At 62.4% G+C, this 19521-nt stretch carries 19 protein-coding genes and 1 pseudogene; 4 read left to right on the forward strand and 16 right to left on the reverse strand.

Going from position 1 to position 19521, the window contains the following annotated elements:
* Positions 1-7 precede the first annotated feature (7 nt).
* Positions 8-1726, reverse strand: a complete 1719-nt coding sequence (locus ACAM54_RS26495) for a phage integrase family protein (protein ID WP_369651782.1) — start codon at positions 1724-1726, stop codon at positions 8-10.
* Between the two features lie 327 nt (positions 1727-2053).
* On the opposite strand from ACAM54_RS26495, the pseudogene ACAM54_RS26500 reads away from it, so the two are divergent.
* Positions 2054-2224 (forward strand): annotated as a pseudogene (locus ACAM54_RS26500) (GntR family transcriptional regulator); the annotation flags it as partial.
* On the forward strand, positions 2198-2338 hold the full coding sequence (gene tnpB / locus ACAM54_RS26505) for an IS66 family insertion sequence element accessory protein TnpB (protein ID WP_369651910.1): 141 nt from the start codon (positions 2198-2200) through the stop codon (positions 2336-2338). The pseudogene ACAM54_RS26500 and the gene tnpB, both read left to right, overlap by 27 nt.
* Positions 2339-2377: 39 nt before the next feature.
* Here the strand turns inward: tnpB and ACAM54_RS26510 are convergent, their stop codons facing one another.
* The 15 genes from ACAM54_RS26510 to ACAM54_RS26580 form a co-directional block, all read right to left on the reverse strand.
* Positions 2378-3556, reverse strand: coding sequence for a zinc ribbon domain-containing protein (locus ACAM54_RS26510; RefSeq protein WP_369651854.1), 1179 nt, complete (start codon positions 3554-3556; stop codon positions 2378-2380).
* Positions 3557-3622: 66 nt separating this feature from the next.
* Positions 3623-4972, reverse strand: coding sequence for an allophanate hydrolase (locus ACAM54_RS26515; RefSeq protein ID WP_369651781.1), 1350 nt, complete (start codon positions 4970-4972; stop codon positions 3623-3625).
* A 43-nt stretch (positions 4973-5015) separates the two neighbouring features.
* Positions 5016-5699, reverse strand: coding sequence for an isochorismatase family cysteine hydrolase (locus ACAM54_RS26520; protein WP_369651780.1), 684 nt, complete (start codon positions 5697-5699; stop codon positions 5016-5018).
* Positions 5696-6049 carry a nitrile hydratase accessory protein gene (locus ACAM54_RS26525; RefSeq protein WP_369651779.1) on the reverse strand — a complete coding sequence of 118 codons (354 nt, stop codon included), beginning with the start codon at positions 6047-6049 and terminating at the stop codon, positions 5696-5698. Before ACAM54_RS26525 ends, ACAM54_RS26520 begins: the two co-directional genes overlap by 4 nt.
* Complete coding sequence (gene nthA / locus ACAM54_RS26530; protein WP_369651778.1) at positions 6046-6639, reverse strand: nitrile hydratase subunit alpha; 594 nt, start codon at positions 6637-6639, stop codon at positions 6046-6048. Before nthA ends, ACAM54_RS26525 begins: the two co-directional genes overlap by 4 nt.
* A 3-nt stretch (positions 6640-6642) precedes the next feature.
* Complete coding sequence (nthB, locus tag ACAM54_RS26535) at positions 6643-7302, reverse strand: nitrile hydratase subunit beta (protein ID WP_369651906.1); 660 nt, start codon at positions 7300-7302, stop codon at positions 6643-6645.
* Between the two features lie 26 nt (positions 7303-7328).
* A complete protein-coding gene (locus ACAM54_RS26540) occupies positions 7329-8081 on the reverse strand; it encodes an ABC transporter ATP-binding protein (RefSeq protein WP_369651776.1) in 753 nt (250 codons plus the stop codon).
* 2 nt (positions 8082-8083) lie between these two features.
* Positions 8084-8875 (reverse strand): ABC transporter permease, encoded by a 792-nt coding sequence (locus ACAM54_RS26545; protein WP_307657406.1) that lies wholly within the window; start codon positions 8873-8875, stop codon positions 8084-8086.
* Positions 8872-9540 carry an urea amidolyase associated protein UAAP2 gene (locus ACAM54_RS26550; RefSeq protein WP_369651853.1) on the reverse strand — a complete coding sequence of 223 codons (669 nt, stop codon included), beginning with the start codon at positions 9538-9540 and terminating at the stop codon, positions 8872-8874. Before ACAM54_RS26550 ends, ACAM54_RS26545 begins: the two co-directional genes overlap by 4 nt.
* Positions 9541-9558: 18 nt before the next feature.
* Positions 9559-10242: an urea amidolyase associated protein UAAP1 gene (locus tag ACAM54_RS26555; protein WP_369651911.1), complete on the reverse strand. Its 684-nt coding sequence runs from the start codon at positions 10240-10242 to the stop codon at positions 9559-9561.
* A gap of 122 nt (positions 10243-10364) precedes the next feature.
* Positions 10365-11354 (reverse strand): ABC transporter substrate-binding protein, encoded by a 990-nt coding sequence (locus ACAM54_RS26560; protein WP_369651774.1) that lies wholly within the window; start codon positions 11352-11354, stop codon positions 10365-10367.
* A 126-nt stretch (positions 11355-11480) separates the two neighbouring features.
* Positions 11481-12422: a LysR family transcriptional regulator gene (locus tag ACAM54_RS26565; protein WP_369651773.1), complete on the reverse strand. Its 942-nt coding sequence runs from the start codon at positions 12420-12422 to the stop codon at positions 11481-11483.
* An 80-nt stretch (positions 12423-12502) separates the two neighbouring features.
* Positions 12503-12688 carry an Arm DNA-binding domain-containing protein gene (locus tag ACAM54_RS26570; RefSeq protein ID WP_369651772.1) on the reverse strand — a complete coding sequence of 62 codons (186 nt, stop codon included), beginning with the start codon at positions 12686-12688 and terminating at the stop codon, positions 12503-12505.
* A 236-nt stretch (positions 12689-12924) separates the two neighbouring features.
* Entirely contained in the window at positions 12925-14310 is a 1386-nt protein-coding gene (locus ACAM54_RS26575) for an ATP-binding protein (protein ID WP_369651771.1), read from the reverse strand.
* A 51-nt stretch (positions 14311-14361) separates the two neighbouring features.
* On the reverse strand, positions 14362-14985 hold the full coding sequence (locus ACAM54_RS26580; protein ID WP_369651770.1) for a TetR/AcrR family transcriptional regulator: 624 nt from the start codon (positions 14983-14985) through the stop codon (positions 14362-14364).
* Positions 14986-15129: 144 nt separating this feature from the next.
* On the opposite strand from ACAM54_RS26580, the gene ACAM54_RS26585 reads away from it, so the two are divergent.
* Complete coding sequence (locus ACAM54_RS26585; protein WP_369651769.1) at positions 15130-16341, forward strand: efflux RND transporter periplasmic adaptor subunit; 1212 nt, start codon at positions 15130-15132, stop codon at positions 16339-16341.
* Between the two features lie 15 nt (positions 16342-16356).
* Positions 16357-19518, forward strand: a complete 3162-nt coding sequence (locus ACAM54_RS26590) for an efflux RND transporter permease subunit (RefSeq protein WP_369651768.1) — start codon at positions 16357-16359, stop codon at positions 19516-19518.
* The last annotated feature ends 3 nt before the right edge of the window (positions 19519-19521 follow it).

A 19521-nucleotide genomic window follows, 5' to 3' on the forward strand; every position in this document is an offset into this window, starting at 1 on the left:
CGTTGGATCAACATGCGCTGCTAGCGTCACGTCGCATACCCAGGACTGGAAAAGCGTCCCCGATCTGCCGCGCACGCTTGACCTCGTCGGTGTGCAGGTAGACCGAAGTGGTCGCCACAGAGGCATGCCGCAGGTTGTCCCGCACGGTCGTCAGCTCGACGCCGCGCGCGAGCGCATGGGTCGCATGGGTGTGCCGCATCCAGTGCGGCGTGGCGCGCTTGAGCTTGTCCGCGGTGGACGGACTTACGCCCTCCAAGGCGTGCGCGGCGTGCAGGAAGAAGCGGCGCATCACGGACCACAAGCGCGATGCGCTGATCCCAGTCCCGTCTTCTGCCAGCCCGGGCACCAGCGCGGTCTTCGGATTCCAGCGAGACCGCGTCACGGGCAGACCCCGCTGCGCCAGATATTGGTCGAACGCGCCTCGCGCCAGCAATGGCAAGGCCACCTTCCCGTGTTTGCTGCCCTTGCCGACCACGTTCAGCCAGTCGTCGCCCTGCGCATCGTGCTCGATGCCGCCCAGCCGGGCGTCGACCATCTCGCTGGGCCGCAGGCCCGTCGCGTACCAGAAATCCAGCACGAAGCGCAGGCGCTGGGCGCCCTCCTCGCTCCATCCGCCGATCCACTCGATGCCGTCGGCGGTGGAGCGGATCAGCGTCCATTCGTGCTCCGTGAACACCCGGGATGCATCGAGGGCGCCGCCACGGCCCGTTCCCTTGACCTTCACGCCGGCAAAGGGATTGGCCAGCACATAGCGCTGCTCGATCAGCCAGCGATACAACGCGCCGATCACGGACAGCGCGTACGCCACAGAGCGCGGCGCCAGCGGTCCCTGGAAGGGGCGCCACTCCGCGGATGCGCGCGGCCGCGCGGGGCCGACCCAGCGCTCCCGCGGCGACGGCCGCCGCAAGAACGCACGGTACGCCACGGCATCCTCGGTCGTGAGCGATGACAGCGCCTTGCCGCGCTCCAGGATCGCCCACAGCATGAGCCGCTCGGCTTCCTTGCGGTAGGCGCGCTGGGTGGCCGCCGCGTCCTGCAGGCCCAGCCAGGCCTGGAGGGCCTCGTAGTCATTGCTGGCTGACAGGGTGCAGGTGGCCTGCGGTGCTCGGAAGGTGCCTCGGGTGCCATCGACTTCCTGCGGCACGACCAGGTGCTCCCACGGTGCGGCCTCGGCCCTCGGCACGACCACCAGCGCCCTCGCCCGCTCGGTCAACGCCGGGTGGGCGGCAAAGAACACTTCGATCTGGCGCGCGCTTCGTGCGCCCAAGCCGGGCACCGCCGCCCACCATCGGCGCCGGCGCGGCACGCGCACCGTCAGATCGGCCAGCGTCCGAATGCCGGCGTTTTGCAGGGCATGGGCGGCGCGTGTCGGCAACCAGCGTTCGACGGTGTCCGTCACCATCGGCGCAGGCAGGGGCAACTGCTGCAGCTTCTCGATGGCATCCCTCACCGCCCGGGCGCGTTGCTCGCGCTCGGCCGCCGGGTGCGCGATCAGCGAGGCCAGGTCGTCGCGGTGCCGCAGCCGCGCGTAGCTCGCCAGCTGGCGACGGATCTCGCCCAGCATGGCGCGAGAGGACTGTCCTGTTGCCTTGTTTTCGCCGAGATATTGCACGACCGCGGCGCGCGCCGACAGACCCGCATACCAGGCGCGCAGCGCCGCCAGCTGCGAGGCGCTGGGGAAATCGCCATCTCCGGCCCCTGCCCCATTCACGGTGCGTACTTTCATGCCCGCCAGTTTAGCCGCATGAACTTGCTATTGTGATAAGAAGAGTTATCTGGATAGTCGTCTCATTTCTGCACAAGAGCGCCGAGCATGCGGGGCCTGAACTCGCTCAGCATGTGCTCCAAGGCGAGATTGAAGGGCTGTGCGTCCAGTCCGCGTCGGCACGAAGTACTGTCATTTGTTTGACCGGAAGTTCAGAGCGTGGCCTTGCTGGGCATCAGCAGCAGCTGATCATTTTCCGAATATCGAAGCACGTTTTTGTTATTTAACGGCCCAAGCATCGCTGACTAGCGTCCGGTTTCGACCAACCGGTCATAACAGGTCAGCCGCATGAAAGTTGCCAGGGCTCTCGAGCCGATAGCCTTTTCTCCCGTTCCGCTCTACACCCAGGTACGCGAAGCGCTGCGCGAGCGCATCCTCGACGGCACCTACCCACCGCATGCGCAACTGCCTTCCGAAAGCGAAATGGTCGCGCTGTTCAAGGTCAGACGCATCACGGTGAGCATCAACGGCCTGGCCGTGCTGGTGGAGCAGGCCCTGGGCCTGGACCCGTTCGCCTCCTGCGCGTACGTGTTCAGCAACCGCCGGCGCGACCGGGTGAAGATCCTGGGTTGAGAGCGCAACGTCTTCTGGCTGCTGCTCAACCAACTATCTTCATACTGCACCTCTTCCCGATGAAGGCGAGGGCATTGACGCCCCCTTTTTCTTGTTGGCCGCTGTCCGATCAACGAGCCGATCCCATCGACTGCAATGCGTGCTCGGCGGGGGCGCTCCTGGGTCCTCGTACAAGTAGGCGTGGGCGTTATAGACGTGCCTTGCAATGAGCCCGCTCGTCGCCCAGCGCACGAGCGGGCACTCGCGGATGTTCAAGCGTGCCGCCGCCTCTGCCTTGGTCAGCATGCCCCGGTCTCGAAGTCGATCGTAGCGCGAGCGCAGATCGTAGCTGTGGGCGAGATAGACAACGCGCAAGGCCGTGAACTGCGCTTCTGCGCATCCGGGTCGACCCGCTCCACCGGGACGTAGTCCTTGCTCGTTCAGGAGTTCAGCGATCTCGCAGCAAGTATGCTCGTCGAGCAGCTTGTCGACGAGTTCAACGGTCTTCCGTGGCGTCCTCACTTGCTGTGCCGAGGACTTGGAATTCAGCGTCGTGACCGTCTCCGTCCGGCCGCCCTTGAAGCGGACATGAACCTTGGTGGTCCCCTCGGCGGGTAGCTTGACCAGCGTGGCATCCTCGATGATGTGGTCGAGCATTCGTTTGCGCTCCCGGTTCGGCGTGCCCGGGTCGGCCCACAGTCGCTGGAAGTCCGTCGTCATCGTGATGAGTCTTTCGCGAACCGTCTCGCCAAGGAGGCGTTCGTCTTCCTTCCTTTCTCGCTCGCGGTCCTCTCGCGCCCGGGCCAACGTTCTCAGCTTGTCGTTCCACTCGGATTCGAGCGTGTCAGCGACGAGACGGTTGCCAGGATCGACCAGCATGAAGCGACGCTGTGCAAGATCCGCGTCGACCTGGGCCCTCTCGATCGCGCGACGCCGCAATTGGTCGCCCTCCTCCTGTCGAGATTCGATCTCTGACCGGATCTCGAGCGCCAACTCGACTGCGGCCGGTGTCATCTCCTCGACGACGACCGCTGCGATCGCGGCGTCGATGGGCCCTCCCGCAATTGACTGGCAATTGGGTGCGGCGCTCTGGCCATGCGCGCGGTCGCAGACATACCATGCCTCCAACCCTCCGCGCCTTGCGGCATGCCGCACGCGCATGTGTTGACCGCATCGGCCGCAGACCACGCGCCCCTGCAGGAGTGCTGCACCTTCTCTCGGCGGTGAGGCGCGCGCCATCTCGTACGCACGACCGTTTGCCTCAAGGACTGCGATCGGTCCGAACGGCTCGCGGCGCAAGCAAGTTCAAGCCTGGTACATCTCCCCGACCTGCAGAAGCTTGGAGTCATCGTGCCCACGCCCGACGAACATCATTCCAGTCGGCAGCCCGTCCGGGCGGAAGCCGTTTGGAACCGAGATTGCAGGCAACCCGAGAAACGGCGCGAAGTTCGTATAGTCGCCAAGACTGGTTGAACCAAGGGCAGGATTCTCACGAACAAAGTCTCGGGTGTGGATCGTCGGTGAAGTCGGAACGCACAGAACATCGACTTGCGACCAAGTCTCCCGCTCGATTTGCCTTTCCAGCCTTTTGACCTCGTGGAGCATCGAGAAAGCATCGACTGCCGAAAACTTTGCAGCATTGACGATGGCATCGCGCACCACCGAGGTGTAGGTGGCATCCGGATGACTCGCGATGAAGTCACCCAGGACTGCGGTTCGCTCTGACATCGAGGGCCCGAAATAGGTCATGTCGGAGATGGCCTTGAATGGCTTGAAGTCGATCACCTTGGTCTGTGCACCCAGCGCTCGCAACCGATTCAGTCCCCGCTCGTACGCTGCACGTGCCTGCTTGTCGCCAAAGAACAGATCGTCCCGCGGCTCGAGGACCCCATAGACGGGAGCAGCAATCTGCGCCCCGCCATCCTGCACGCGAACGGAAAATGGATCGGCGTCATCGTAGGCAGCGGCAACCGCGAGCACCCGACGCACATCGTCCGAGCAGTTCCCAAAGATCGAGATGGTGTCAAGGGAGCGGGCGCATGGGACCACACCGGTTGCGCTCAGCACCCCGCTGGACGGTCTGAAGCCAACGATATTGTTGAACCCCGCTGGAATCCGCCCTGAACCAGCGGTATCAGTCCCCAAGGAGAACTGTACGATGCCGCAGGCGACGGCCACGGCCGAGCCTGAGCTTGATCCGCCCGACACATGGTCCGGGCTGTACGGATTGATCGGGCTGCCGTACACGGAGCGCATGCCGGTCAGTCCGGTCGCGAACTGGTCCAGGTTGCACTTACCGACAAGCATGCCGCCAGCGGCCAGCAACTTCTGCACGACGAACGCGGTCTTCTCCGGAACGTAGGCGTACTCTGGGCATCCCGCAGTCGTGGGGATGCCCGCGACGTCGATGTTGTCCTTGACGGCGAAAGGTATGCCGAAGAGTGGCAGCGACATGCGGTCCGCCGCGTTCAGCTTGGCAAGCTCGTGCGCCCTTTCGCGCAATGTTTCTGGGGAACTGGTCGCAATGAAAATGGGATTCTCACGATGCCGCTCGAGTCGGTGTATGACCTCTTCGGCGACGGTCAGCGGGTTCAGATCGCCTGTGTGCAATTTCTGCGTAAGGGCTTGGATGCTGGGTTCAATGGCGGAATTCATGTCAGTCGGATCTTGGGTTCTATGCTTGCCCGGCAGGGCACGTTTAATCACACCTCAGTGCGTCGGTCAGGGATGCGCTGTCCGATACCGCGGCGATGTACCCGCTTTCGACCTGCAGGAGCTCGAGTGCGATCTGGTGAGTTCGGGCGTTCGGCTCGGCGCAACAATCCGACAGCACGAGAACGTCGAAGCCTCGATCCGACGCCTCTCTTGCGGTGGTGGACACGCATACTCCCGTGGTGACGCCGACGAGTACGACTTGCGAGATGCGTGACGAGCGCAGCCGATGCTCCAGGTCTGTCGCATAGAACGCCCCGGTTCCAGGCTTGTCGATGACAGTCTCATTCGCGGAGGGAGTCAGTTCGGAGACGATGTCCCAACCGGGCTCGCCCCTGATAAGCAAGCACCCCAGTCCTCCACTCGATCCGATCTCCGCACCCGCTCGGCAAGTCTTCGCCCGTTTGTTCTTCGGTAGATCCCCGAGGTTGGGGTGGTGGCCCTCACGGGTGTAGATCACATGCACGCCGGCGGCGCGAGCGGCGTCCCGCAACGACGAGATCCGTGGGATGAGCGATTGGGCGGCAGTCACGTCGTCCCCTCTACGCCCCATGTAACCCTCCTGATCGCAGAAGTCACGCTGCATATCGATGATGATCAGCGCCGTCTCCGGCGCACTGAAGGGGCCTTCAATAGGAAACTGATAAGGGCTTGCCTCGACCTTCTTCACAGGCTTCTCTCCGTATAGATGGGTGCAAGCTCATGGTCATGGTCGCCATGCACGTGGGTAGCTGCGATCAGGCTCTTCCGGATCCGATCCTCGAGCAGTTCGATTCGCGACATCGGGAAGCCCGTCGAATGGAGAACGGTCGTCAGCGCTTCGATCCAGCAGTCGTAGTAGGACTCTTCATCGGCAATGCACCCGCCGCCGCGCTCATGATCAGAAATCGATCTGATCAGTTCGCGCTGGAAGTCCTTGAGGTCGATCCATTTAGATTGCGACAGCGCGCTGACAAGTGCGAACGCTCGTGCAGCCCAGGGAGTTGGGAACGATTCGGGTATTGCTTCAATGCCAGTCATAGCACGACCCTCGCCACACCGATCATCGAGTCACGCGTCACCAGGGTGGCAAGCGCATCCTCGTCGAGCCCTTCCGACCCACCCGGACGCTCAGGCAGAACAAGGTAGCGAATCTCTGAAACGCTGTCCCACACGCGGATCTCAACCGAAGGATCGATCACCAGCCCCATCTCAGCCAGAAGCCGGCGGGGTTCCCTCACCATGCGCGAACGGTAGGCGCTGGATTTGTACCAAGCTGGCGGCACACCCAGGATCGGCCAGGGGTAACACGAGCAAAGCGTGCAAACAACGGCGTTGTGAACGCTCGACGTGTTCTCCACCACATGCAGCTTCTCCGTCTCAGGGCCGCCCAATCCCAACTCGGCACAGGCTGCTAGCCCGTCGGCCAAAAGCCTTGTCCTGAAATCTGGATCCACCCAGGCTCGGGCAACAACACGCGCGCCGCCCCTAGGGCCAACGCGTTCCTCATAGTGGCGGACGAATTCGTCGACCTGTTCGGATTTGATGACACCGAGCTCTACAAGGAGGCTTTCCACTGCTTCGGTACGGAGCGCTTGCCAGGGTTTCTCTGGCGGGGTATGCGTTTTCATATGTCAAGGTTCCTCGAGGTGTTCCTCGCTGAGGTCAATAAACACGGTGGTGTTGGGTTCAGCTTGGGGCCCCCAGAGATCGGCCGCACAGAGTCGAATACCGTAGACCGCCTGAGTCCGCTCGCCCCTGTAGTGAGCTCTGGTGTCTGGGAAGACCCATGCCTCGGCGTTGACGCGATCAACAACGCCAACCTTTCCCCGTGCGTAGGCGGTGACGCGTGTGTGGCCCTCAGGGTGAATATTCCTGATGCGAACCTGTTGGCCTACGTGATACCGCGGACTGACGCTGTCCTCATGTCTCCACGCACCCCAACGAACCTTTTGGTCATCTCGCCTGGGCCAGTCCCTCGGCGCATCGCATACAGACAAGGACTCCATGTGCGTCGCCAGATCCTCGACCCGCCTCTCGATCTCAGCGCGCCGCAGGATGTTCTTGCGATCCAAGAGGCGTTCCATCGCGAATAGCCAGCGGCCGTAGTAGCCCGAGCGAATGTAGTCATCAGGGCTCATCAGTTCGATCTCATGGCGATGCTCGTCCAGGTTCCAAATCTCCTTGGTATCGAGAACCTGTGTCATACAGAACACTCGGCTCTCCCAGAAAGAATGGAAGACGGGCTCATTCACCTCTTGCTCGACCAGGCCGAACCCGTGGAGACCACCCATGTCATGTATCCCGTTCATTCCGAGCCTCAGTAGATGACGGTTTCGATGCGCTGTTGCAACGCAAGAAACTCCGGCGAGTACCGATCCTTCATGGTTCCTTCCGACGTGTCCGCATCGATCAAGACCTCGGCCGGGCGCCCTCCGAGGACGAGTACACGATGACCTACTTGGATTGCCTCTTCGATGCTGTGCGTGACCATCACCATCGTCGTCTCGGTCTTCTCCCAAAGATCAAGCATGAGGGCGTGCATGCGCCTGCGCAGACTGATGTCGAGCGCGCTGAAGGGCTCGTCGAGCAGCAAGACACGAGGACCCGAAACAAGGGCACGTGCAATGGCCGTGCGTTGGCGCATGCCTCCCGACAACTCATGCGGGTATTTTGTCGCCGCCTCCGCGAGGCCCACGGTAAAAAGCATCTCGTCCACGACTTTGGCCTTGCCGGATGATCTACCCTTGAACTTGAGTCCAAACTCCACGTTGCCTCGAACGGTCAACCAAGGGAAAAGATTGTTCTCCTGGAAGATCATCACGATGTCTGGCGTGGGCCCATTCAGGTACCGCCCTTCGAACAGGACACCTCCAGTATCCCGGCCGACGACAAAGCCGCCCAGCGACTTCAGCAGGGTTGTCTTGCCGCACCCAGAGGGACCGAGAAGGCAAGTGATCTCGCCTTTTCGAAGGGCTAGCGAGAAATCTTGGAGCGGTCCATGAGCAGCTCCAAAATCGACTGTGAGTCTTTCAACGCGAAATGCATCGCTGGCTTCGGATTTTTCGCTCACGCTCACACCCGCCACCACAAGACACGCTGCCCGATGAGAAGCAGGATGCGGTCGACGACATATCCAGTGATGCCAATGACCAACATACCGAACATCACGAGTTCATTGTTGAAGAGGTTTCGCCCCATCATGATGATCGCGCCTAGCCCATCTCGAAGCCCAACCATCTCTGCGACGAGAACGGCCATCCATGCAGCGATGAAATTGGTTCGCAGGAGGACGAAGACGCCAGGCAAGATCGCCGGTAAGGTCACCCATATCCAGCGCTGCGCGGGTGTCGCGCCAAGGTTTCCCGCCACGATCTGAAACTCGGGCGGAATGCGCCGGATCTCATTCAACGTTGCAAGCGTGAGGATGAAGTAGACCCCCATGAACACGATGAAAATCGCGGTGATGTCACTGATTCCAAAGACCACGATAGCTGTTGGAATCCATGCGATGGGAGCGATGGGCGCGAGCAGCTGGAGGATCGGCGATAGGCTCCATGTCGCGACACGTGAAAGGCTCAGCAGAGCCCCTGTGAGAATCGAGGCGATGAAGGCAATTGCCATTCCGAGAAAGACGCGAAAGAAGGTTGCCGCAAGCGACTGCGTGACTGTCGCGGCCTGAGAACCCAGGCCGATTCGAAAGTTGCTTTGCGCAATGCTTCGTAGGAATTGAGAAGGCGGTGGAAGGACGCTTGCCAACGCTCCGCCGTGCATACCGGCGAGTTCCCATGCACCGAGGAGTGTTGCGATGGAAAGCGCGCCGATGATCAGCGGGGCGCCCTTCCGCGGCTTCGTGTCGAAGGTCATGTGGGGCTCGCAACGGTGACGGGCGCGTCCCATACGAGATATCGGACAGGCGTCGGGTTGTAGCCATTTGCAGGGTTGTTGAGCTGCGGGCAGTTGGAGATGACAACAAGGACATCCATCTCCGCTCTCATTTCAACGTATTTACCTGGCCCCGAGATTCCATCCTCATAGGTGAGGCGGCCCGCTGACGTCATCGGTACGTTCATGAAGAAGTTGATGTTCGAGACGACATCCCGCTTTTGAAAGCCGGCCGGATGCTCGCCGATCGCGAGCATGAAGTTGTCGCGACAGCTGTGCATGAAGCGCTTGTCGAGCCCATGGCGAACTGTGTTGCTCTCGGAAGAGCAGCAGCCTCCGCCCACGGTGTCATGTCTTCCGCAAGTGTCAGCCGTGATCGTCATCATCGGCCTGTTCTCACTGGACATGATGGCGGTGCCGACCCCGAGGTACAGATTGCTTTGAGCCAGAATCGTGTGCAGCAGGCTGTAGCGTTCGCTCAGATCAGCCGCGTTATAGAACAGGGTATCGACGGCCTGATTGCCCTCGAGATCGACGATGCGGAACATTTGCCCTGCCTTCAACAGCTGGACCCAGGGGGTGCCAGGTGGATGGACGGTGTCGATCAGTGCGTCGGCGGGATCAAGCGAGCTTTCGACAATTCGAATTTTCATAGCGAGGCGATCTCAGAGGTAATACCGTTCGGTGTTCATGAAGCCGCGCCTGTTCTCGGGCATGGCTTGGCGGCACGGGTCATCTTTCCCTGCGGTTCCTGAGCGCCAGCATTGAAGCTCCACCGTAGGGGGGGCGTATGTAGGACTGAGATCGAGCCTGTGAGGCGCGCTGGCGAGCACGACAAGCACATTCATCTCGAAGCGCAGGTCGACGAAGTCACCATCCTTGGAATGGGCTGGGGCAAAGCTCATGGCGCCGTCGTCGTCTACCTGCACCTTGCTGAAAAAGTTCACGTTGGGCACGAGATCTCGACGACCAAGACCCCACTTGCCGAGCTCTGTGAGGAACCCGTCGTGCGCGTTGCGGAACATGTCGTTGCGGTGTTCCTGAAATCTCCGAACGCCATATCGCCGCTCCACGGTGGGGCCGTCGATCAGTCCACCAATGGTGTCGTGCCATGCACAGTTCGAATCAGCGACCGAGCAAAGTACCCTTCCCATGTCGGAGTAGCACACCAGCCCCTTGCGAATGAAAGCGGTACTTTGGATCTTCAAGGTGTCGGGCATGTTGTAGCGTTCGCCGCGATCCTCGAAGTTGTAGAACAGTGCAGACACATTGGCGTTTGCACCACGTGCGGTGACACGGAGGGTGTTACCACGACGCAGGAGACCGGACCAGTGGCAGCCGCCGGGCATCTCCTCGCGCCATAGCTCGAGTTCTGGCGAGTAGCGCGTCGAATGCTCGGGCACGGCGTCGCGGGCAAGTCTCGGAAGGTCTTCGAACATGAGAGCTGCGCCCGCTGCTTGGGTAGACATGCTCATTTCTTCTCCAAGGACTTGATGGTGTCGAGGCGGAAGATGTCCGAGGTCCCAACGGTGCCCTTGACGTATCCGAGCTTGGTCAGCTCATCCACCACGCTCTGAATCACCGCGATATCTGGCACGAAGCTCACTGGCGCGGGGGCAGACTTCAACGAGGAAAGCAAGACCTTCTCGTTCACCCGGAAGTAGTTGCCCGCAGTGAGGATTTGCGCTGCCTTCTCGGGTTGCTTGTTGATGATCTCGGCCGCGCATATCAGGCCCTTTAGATAGGCCTGGACGACCTGCGGGCGATCCTTGAGGGTTTTCTCGAGAACGCTGACCACCGTGTTCGGGGTTGTGACCGAGTACGTCTTGGCACTGGTCGTGAGCACAGTTGCGCCCTTGTTCACCACCATGTCAGTCGTGTATGGCTTGATGTGGCTGAGAATATCGACCTGGCCGCTACGGAACGCCTCAACCATGGCGATCAGGTCGTTGAAGTAGACCAGCTCGACGTCGTTTTCTGAGATTCCGAGGCGGCTGAAGTCGCGCTTCAGGATAAGTTCGAGCGTGTCACCTTGGAGGGTGGCGATCTTCAGCTTCCGCTTCTTGGCTTGGACATATGGCTTCAGGTCGTCCATCGACTTCAAGCCGAGCTTGCCCTGGGCAACCACCTCCATCACGCCCCAGCCTCCTGCTGCGGAGACCACGCGAATTGGCACGCCGCTGTTCGCAGCGAAGAAGGGCAAGGTGAACGGATTCGTGCTGAAGTCGATCGCGCCACCGGCAAGCGCGGCGTTGTTGTCGCCTGGATTTGCGAAGAACAGAGTCTCGACGTCCAGGCCTTGGCTTGCAAAGCAGCCGCTCTCCTTGGCGACAAAAAGCGGCGCCATGTCGATGGCGACAAGATGGCCGGCCTTCACCTTGATGAGCGGCTTGTCTGCCGCGCTCGCACCACCCCCGGCCAACGCAGCGGCGCAGGCCAATCCCACGAGGAACCTCTTCATTTCACGTCCTTTTCAGTCAGCGTCTGGTGCGGGCTGCGCCAGCTATTGCTGCTGAGAAGTCACTCTATCGAGGAGGTTGCCGCGGTTAAATTGCGGCGAATCGAAGTATGTTTGCAGTTTTTCGAACTACGCAGCCAGGCGCACCTGTACGGTGCCATCCAAATGCACCTTTGCGGCGCGCAGGCAACTGAGAAAGACATGCAGGGCGGGAACTGTGTGCTGCTGATCGGCCCTCGTCGCAATGGAGAAATGCGTGTCGCGATAGAGCTGATCAGGAAGAAGCTCGACCAGCTCACCCGAGTTCACCCACTGCTTGATGTAGTGCCGTGGCAGGAAGCCGATGCAATCACCGGTGAGAATCAGTAGCGCTGCTGCTTCGATATGGCTCACGCTGGTGATCATGGAGTCACCGCCTGGGCTTACAAACGGAAACTCATGAGTGCCGAGGAAGGACCTCAGCACCTTGTTGCTGGCCGGTAGTGCGTGTGCGAGTTCGATTTCGCTCTGGATCTGTGCGAGAGGGTGGTCACGATGACAGACCAGCACGTCTCGTTGCTGATATAGCTGTTCATACGCCAAACCTCGGAGCCGGCTGTAGAAGACACCGATCGCGACGTCAAGGCGATGCTCTTGCAGAGCTCGTTCTAGATCCTGAGGCGACAGCACCTCGAGCAGAAGGCGCGCGCGGTTCCTCGGGTGCCGGCGGAAGTCTTCGATCGCCCCTCGAAATGGCGACATCGGGTCCGTGATGATGTTGTCGATGAATCCGATGCGAAGTTGACCTTCCATTCCTCCGCGCAAAGACCCCGCTTGCACCTCAAAATTCTGTACGGACTGGAAGAGTTCAATAACGAGGCGGTAGAACGACTCGCCCTTTTCGGTCAGCCTGAAGCCACTTCGACCGCGATGGCATAACACATAGCCGAGCCTCGTCTCCAACTGAGACATTTGGGTGCTGATAGTCGAGGTTCCTACGTTGAGGATGGCTTGAGCATTTGCGAATCCTCCGGATTCGACAACAGCGCGAAAGACCTTCAACAATCGGACGTCGATATCACTGACAACCACGTGCAACTCCGAAAAATAGCTGCACACGCAAGCCCGATGCCAACACTACACGGGGCACGCACCAGTCTGGTGACCGGACACTAGAAATCGTCTTCTGAAACCGCGCGCCTCATGATTAGGGGTAGGGCCTGCACTCGGGCTTTACCTTGACTTCTCCCGCTGCTTCGGCACGCGCCTTCTTGCGCGGCGGCAAGCGCCACGACCGGGTAGTGCCCGAGACTGAGCTTGGCCTCCTTGCCGTGCCGCTTGTAGCGATAGACCCACACTTTGCCGGTCGGGCGGGCGGAATCGAAAGAACCGCTACAGGTCGCGCCACTACTCGGGCAGGCGATCGCTCGGGATTGGGATTCTCCAACCTTGGCCTGTTCGCGAGGCTGTACAAGGAGCGCTTCGGTGAGTTGCCGTCGGCAACATTACAACGCTAGATCTGACGAGACCGCCAAGAAGGAATGGTTCGCTTCGTCCACGATGATCAGCACCTGATCCTTGTGACAAGTACCGCTCATACCGAGACCAACGGCATTTCGATGGCGATGGTGAGCCCACCCAGCTTCGATGCCGAGGCGGTGATGCACCCTTCATGGGCCTCTACGATGTTGCGGCAGATTGCAAGGCCCAGTCCGCTGCCGCCCGTCGCCCGATTGCGTGAAGCCTCGACGCGATAGAAGCGCTCGAACAGCTTCTCCATCTTGTCGTCGGGAACACCTGGCGCGCTGTCCTCGACGACAAGGAGTGCATTCGTGCCGTGCTGGATGCAGCGCACTTGAACGACGCCACCGCTGTCCGTGTAGCGCAGCAAGTTCTCGAGCAGATTGCCGAACAGCTGGTGCAGGCGCGGTTCGTCGCCGCTGATCATCAGCGGCGCTTGCGTGGTCTCCAGTACCAGATGCAGCGACACCTCTTCAAGCCGCTCCTGCATGCTGCTGGCCGCCGCCTGCAACACGGTTGCCACGTCGATGGGGACCCGGCGGTACGCCATCGCACCGACATCGCTCAGCGACAGATCATGCAAGTCATTCACCAGCCTGCCCAGGCGATCGACCTGCAGGTGCATGGCGTTGGTCGACTGGGCCGTTGGCGAGCGGATCCCGTCCTGGATGGCTTCGAGTTGCACGCGCAGCACTGCGAGCGGCGTGCGCAGTTCATGGGAGATGTCCGCCATGAAGCCACGCCGTGCGCGCTCGGTATGTTCCAGCGTCTGCGCCATGCGGTTGAAATCCCTCGCCAGCGCGCCGAGTTCGTCGTTGGCGCCAACCGCGATGCGGGAGGCGTAGTCCCCCGCCGCGACCTGTTGTGTGGCCCGGGCCATCTCGCGAACGCGCCGCAGCAGCGCGCGGGCCAGGACGAGTGTCAGCATGGCGGCCACCAGGAGCGAGCCGAGCCCGACCAGCGTCAAGGCGGTGAATTGATGTTCGAGAAAGCGCTTGTCATTCTTCGGAATCACGGCGTCGAACGGCACCGTCGCAACCCAGCCCACAATTCGTCCGCCGACGATGATGGGAACGCGGATCGAATCCGCGTTGACGTCTGAATTGCCGACCACGCGGTGCATCTGCGCATCCAGCAGGCCCACGCGTGCAAGGGCGCCAGCCTGATCGGGAGCCACCAACCGGGACGCCGCATCACCCCCAGTTTCTTGGAGAAAGGGTAGCACCAGGTTCATCCACTCCCGGAAGTCGGAGCGCAGGAAGTCCCAGCTGCCGCGAGTGGCGTAGGCCTGCTCCAGGCGAGGAACGATCTCTTCCATCCGCGTCCTGCTCTGCTGGTTGAGGTAGCCCAGGAAGCCACGCTCCATCACGAGCCGCATGGCGATGGCCTGCACCACGACCACGGCAGCGCAGGCCAGCAGAACGAACAGGAAGAGCTTGGCTCGGACGCCGACTTTCATGAGAGCAGGCCTGCTGATCGAGGTGCGCGCACGAGGAGCCTCGACCCACTCTCATCCTGCCGTCGTGCTGGCCGGTGCGTAGCCACCGAGGAACACCTGCACCGCGCGGCGCGTCGCCTCCCGCAAATCCTTCCGGGTCAGCGGCCCCTGCATGCCGAGAAGACTCGGCCTGACGGTTTCCGAGTCCAGCAGCGCCGTCAGATGGGCGGCCGCCACGTGCGGGTCGGCCTTGCGCAGCCGGCCCTTGCGCATCTGCTGTTCCAGGAAACCCGCCAGTTCGGCGAGGCCCTTCTTGGGACCGCCCTCGTAGAAAAGCCGCCCGATGTCGCTGCGGCCGGATTCGGCGATCACCGCCCTGTGCGCCTGGATCACCTCCTGCGAGCACACCACGGCCAGGACCTTCTCGCCGAAACGCTGCAGCACGCGCTCGAGGTCGTCATCGCCCTCCTCGGCCAGCGCCGTGAAGATCGGGTCGAAGTGGCTTTTCGCCGAGGCGTGGATCACGGCAACGAACAGTTCCTCCTTGGAGCCGAAGTACCCATAGAGCGTGGCCCTCGAGCCGCCCACGCGTGCGGCGATCTCCACCATTGAGGCCCCCTCGAACCCCAGTTCCCTGAAGACCTCCGAGGCCACCTGGACGATGGCCTCGCGCTTGGCTTCGGTCTTGACCCGCATCTCGCGTCTCCTTATTTCTATACACAGGTGATCATTATTGATTGACAGCACCTGAAAGTCAAAATACATTTCAGTACAGCACTGTCTAGTTAACAAGCACCCGGGCACACCATGGACCGGTCGCTCTTCTTCAGGAGAATCTCAATGCGCCCCCCTCTCGCCTATGGCCTGACCTTTGTCGCGGCCCTCGCGTCCACCTGCCTGCTCGTCGCCTGCGGCAAGCCGCCCGGCGGTCCGCCGCCAGCGCCCGGCACGCCTGAAGTCGGCATCGTCACGGTCCAGCCGCAGCGCGTGGCCATCACGACCGAGTTGCCTGGGCGCACCGTGCCCTTCCTCATTGCCGACGTGCGACCGCAGGTCGGCGGCATCGTGAAAGCCCGCAAGTTCCGCGAGGGCAGCGACGTGAAGGCCGGAGAGGCGCTCTACCAGATCGACCCCGCCACGTACAAGGCCACCTACGACAGCAACGTCGCCGCCCTCGCCAAGGCGCAGGCCAGCCTTCGCACTACACGGCTCAAGGCCGAGCGCTACAAGGAACTGGTGGCCATCAATGCAGTGAGCCAGCAGGACTACGACGATGCCGCGGCCTCCCTGCAGCAAGGCGAAGCGGACGTTGCCTCTGCGAAGGCGAATGTCGAGACGAGCCGCATCAATCTCGCCTATGCGCGCATCGACGCGCCGATCTCGGGCCGCATCGGCAAGTCGACGGTCACACCCGGTGCGTTGGTCACGGCCAGCCAGTCGACCTCGCTCGCAACCATCCAGCAGCTCGATCCGATCTACGTCGACGTGACGCAACCCAGCGCCGCCGTGCTCCAGCTCAAGCAGGCGATGGGGCGCGGCGATCTTCAGAAAAGCGGCGCCAATGCGGCCAAGGTGCAACTGATGCTGGAGGACGGCAGCGCGTATCCGCTCGAAGGCAAGCTCGAGTTCTCGGACGTCACCGTGGACCAGAACACCGGCGCCATCACCCTGCGCGCGGTGTTTCCCAATCCCAAGGCGGACCTGTTGCCCGGCATGTACGTGCGCGCCGTGCTGCAGGAAGGTGTGAAGGAGCAGGCGCTCATGGTGCCGCAGCAGGCGGTGTCGCGCGACAGCACCGGCAAGCCGATGGCCTATGTGGTGGATGCCCAGCACAAGCTGCAGCGGCGCGTGCTCGAGACCGAACGCGCCGTCGGCGACCAGTGGCTGGTGAAGAGCGGCCTGCAGGCCGGCGACAAGCTCGTGGTGGATGGCCAGCAGCGCGCGGCGCCGGGCGTTGAGGTGAAGACGGTGCAATGGAATCCCAAGCCCAAAACCACCGGTACTGAAACAGCCAAGGCTGCTCTTTCCGAGCCCGCCGGCGCTGCGAACTGATCGCGAGAGACCGCCATGGCACGTTTCTTCATCGACCGCCCCATCTTCGCGTGGGTCCTCGCCATCATCGTGATGCTGGGCGGCGTCATGTCCATCGCCACGCTGCCGATCGCGCAGTACCCGAGCATCGCGCCGCCTGCCGTCGCCATCACCGCCAACTACCCCGGCGCTTCCGCCAAGACGCTGGAAGACACCGTCACCCAGGTCATCGAGCAGAAGATGAAGGGCCTCGACAGGCTGAGCTACATGGCCTCGACCAGCGAGTCCTCGGGCTCGGTCACCATCACGCTCACCTTCGAGAACGGCACCGATCCCGACACCGCCCAGGTACAGGTGCAAAACAAGCTCTCGCTGGCCACGCCGCTCCTGCCGCAAGAGGTGCAACAGCAAGGCGTCACCGTCACGAAGTCGGCCACCAACTTCCTGAACGTGCTGGCCTTCACCTCCGAGGACGGCAGCATGAACGGCTCCGACCTGTCGGACTATGTGGCCGCGAACGTGCAGGACGCCATCAGCCGCGTCGAAGGTGTGGGTGACACCACCCTCTTCGGTTCGCAGTACGCCATGCGCGTGTGGCTCGACCCGAACAAGCTTGCCAATTTCAGCCTCACGCCGCTGGATGTGAAGAACGCGATCCAGGCGCAGAACGCCCAGGTCTCGGCCGGCCAGCTCGGGGGCATGCCAGCGGCCGGCAACCAGCAGCTCAACGCGACCATCACTTCGCAGACGCGCCTGAAGACCGCGCAGGAGTTCGAAGACATCCTGCTGCGCACGCAGACCAACGGCGCCCAGGTGCGCCTGCGCGACGTGGCCCGCATCGAACTCGGCAGCGAGTCGTACAACACGGTCGGGCGCTACAACGGCAAGCCGGCCGCCGGCCTGGCCATCAAGCTGGCCACAGGCGCCAATGCGCTGGACACGGTCAAGGCGGTCGACGCCCGGGTGGCCGAGCTCGAGAAGTTCTTTCCGCAGGGCATGAAAGTGCAGAAGCCCTACGACACGACGCCCTTCGTGCGAATTTCCATCGAAGAGGTGGTGCGCACGCTGATCGAGGCCGTGGTGCTGGTGTTCCTGGTGATGTACCTCTTCCTGCAGAACTTCCGCGCCACGCTGATCCCGACCATCGCCGTGCCGGTGGTGCTGCTCGGCACCTTCGGCGTGCTCGCGGCCTTCGGCTTCACCATCAACACGCTGACCATGTTTGCGATGGTGCTGGCGATCGGCCTGCTGGTCGACGACGCGATCGTGGTGGTCGAGAACGTCGAGCGGGTGATGACGGAGGAAGGCCTCTCGCCGAAGGAGGCGACACGCAAGTCGATGGGCCAGATCACCGGTGCGCTGGTCGGCGTGGCCTTGGTGCTGGCCGCGGTGTTCGTGCCGATGGCCTTCTTCAGTGGTTCCACCGGCGTGATCTACCGGCAGTTTTCCATCACCATCGTCTCGGCCATGACGCTCTCGGTGCTGGTGGCGCTGGTGCTCACGCCGGCCCTGTGCGCAACGCTGCTCAAGCCGGTGCCCAAGGGACACGCAATGGCGAGCACCGGCTTCTTCGGCTGGTTCAACCGCAGCTTCGACCGCGGCAACCACCGCTACCAGGGCATCGTGCGGCACATGGTGGGCAAGGGCTGGCGCTACATGGTCCTGTATGCGGTGCTGCTGGCCGCGGTGGTGTTCGGCTTCATGAAGCTGCCGGTGGGCTTCCTGCCGGACGAGGACCAGGGCACGATGTTCGCGCTGGTGCAGCTGCCGCCGGGCGCGACGAACGCGCGCACGCAAGAAGTGATCCATCAGGTCGAGCATCACTTCCTCGTCGACCAGAAGGACGCGGTCTCGGGCATCTTCACTGTGGCGGGCTTCAGTTTCGCGGGCAGCGGACAGAACACCGGTTTCGCCTTCATCAAGCTCAAGCCCTGGGACGAGCGCAAGGGCGAAGCACTGAGCGTGACGGGCGTGGCGGCGAAGGCCGGCGCCTTCTTCAACACCATCCGCGACGCGAAGGTGTTTGCCTTCGCGCCGCCGGCCGTGGCGGAGCTCGGCAACGCGACCGGCTTCGACCTGATGCTGCAGGACCGTGCCAACCTCGGCCACGAAGCCCTGATGCAGGCGCGCAATCAGCTGCTGGACGAACTGTCGAAGGACAAGCGACTGGTGGCCGTGCGTCCCAACGGGATGGAGGACACGCCCGAATTCAGGCTCGAGATCGATCCGCACAAGGCACAGGCCCAGGGCCTTTCGATGGCCGACATCAACGACACCTTCTCGGCTGCCTGGGGCAGCAGCTACGTCAACGACTTCATCGACAAGGGCCGCGTGAAGAAGGTGATGCTGCAGGCCGATGCGCAGTACCGCATGCTGCCCGAGGACATCGATCGCTGGTACGTGCGCAACAGCGCTGGATCCATGGTGCCCTTCACCTCATTCGCCAAGGCGGGCTGGAGTTCGGGCTCGCCGCGGCTGGAACGCTACAACGGGGTTCCTTCCGTGGAGATCCTGGGCATGGCGATGCCGGGCGCCGCCTCCAGCGGCGAGGCGCTGGCCATCGTGGAAGCGGCGGTCGCAAAGCTGCCCGCGGGGATCGGCTACGAGTGGACCGGCCTCTCGCGCCAGGAAAAGGCATCGAGCGGCCAGACCGGCCTGCTGTATGGCCTGTCGATCCTGATCGTGTTTCTCTGCCTTGCCGCGCTCTACGAGAGCTGGGCCATCCCGTTCTCGGTGATCATGGTGGTCCCGCTCGGCGTGCTGGGCGCGCTGGTCGGCGCGATTCTGACGTGGAAGATGAACGACGTGTACTTCCAGGTCGGCCTGCTCACGACCATCGGCCTGGCGTCGAAGAACGCCATCCTGATCGTCGAGTTCGCCAAAGACCTGCACGCGCAGGGCAAGGGGCTGGTCGAATCCGCGCTGGAGGCGGCGCGACTGCGCCTGCGCCCCATCCTCATGACCTCGCTGGCCTTCATCCTCGGCGTACTGCCGCTGGTCCTTGGCAGCGGTGCCGGCGCCGGCGCACAGCATGCGCTGGGCACGGCCGTGATCGGCGGCATGCTGTCGGGCACCGTCCTCGCGATCTTCTTCGTGCCTCTTTTCTTCGTACTGGTGCGCGGGCTCTTCAAGGGCAAGGACCAAGGCGATTTCGCCGCGCCGGCCTCGCATGCACAACCGGCCGCGGCCGCATCCTGAGAT

Origin of the sequence: Variovorax sp. V93 (assembly GCF_041154485.1) — a bacterium.
Taxonomy (GTDB): domain Bacteria; phylum Pseudomonadota; class Gammaproteobacteria; order Burkholderiales; family Burkholderiaceae_C; genus Variovorax; species Variovorax beijingensis_A.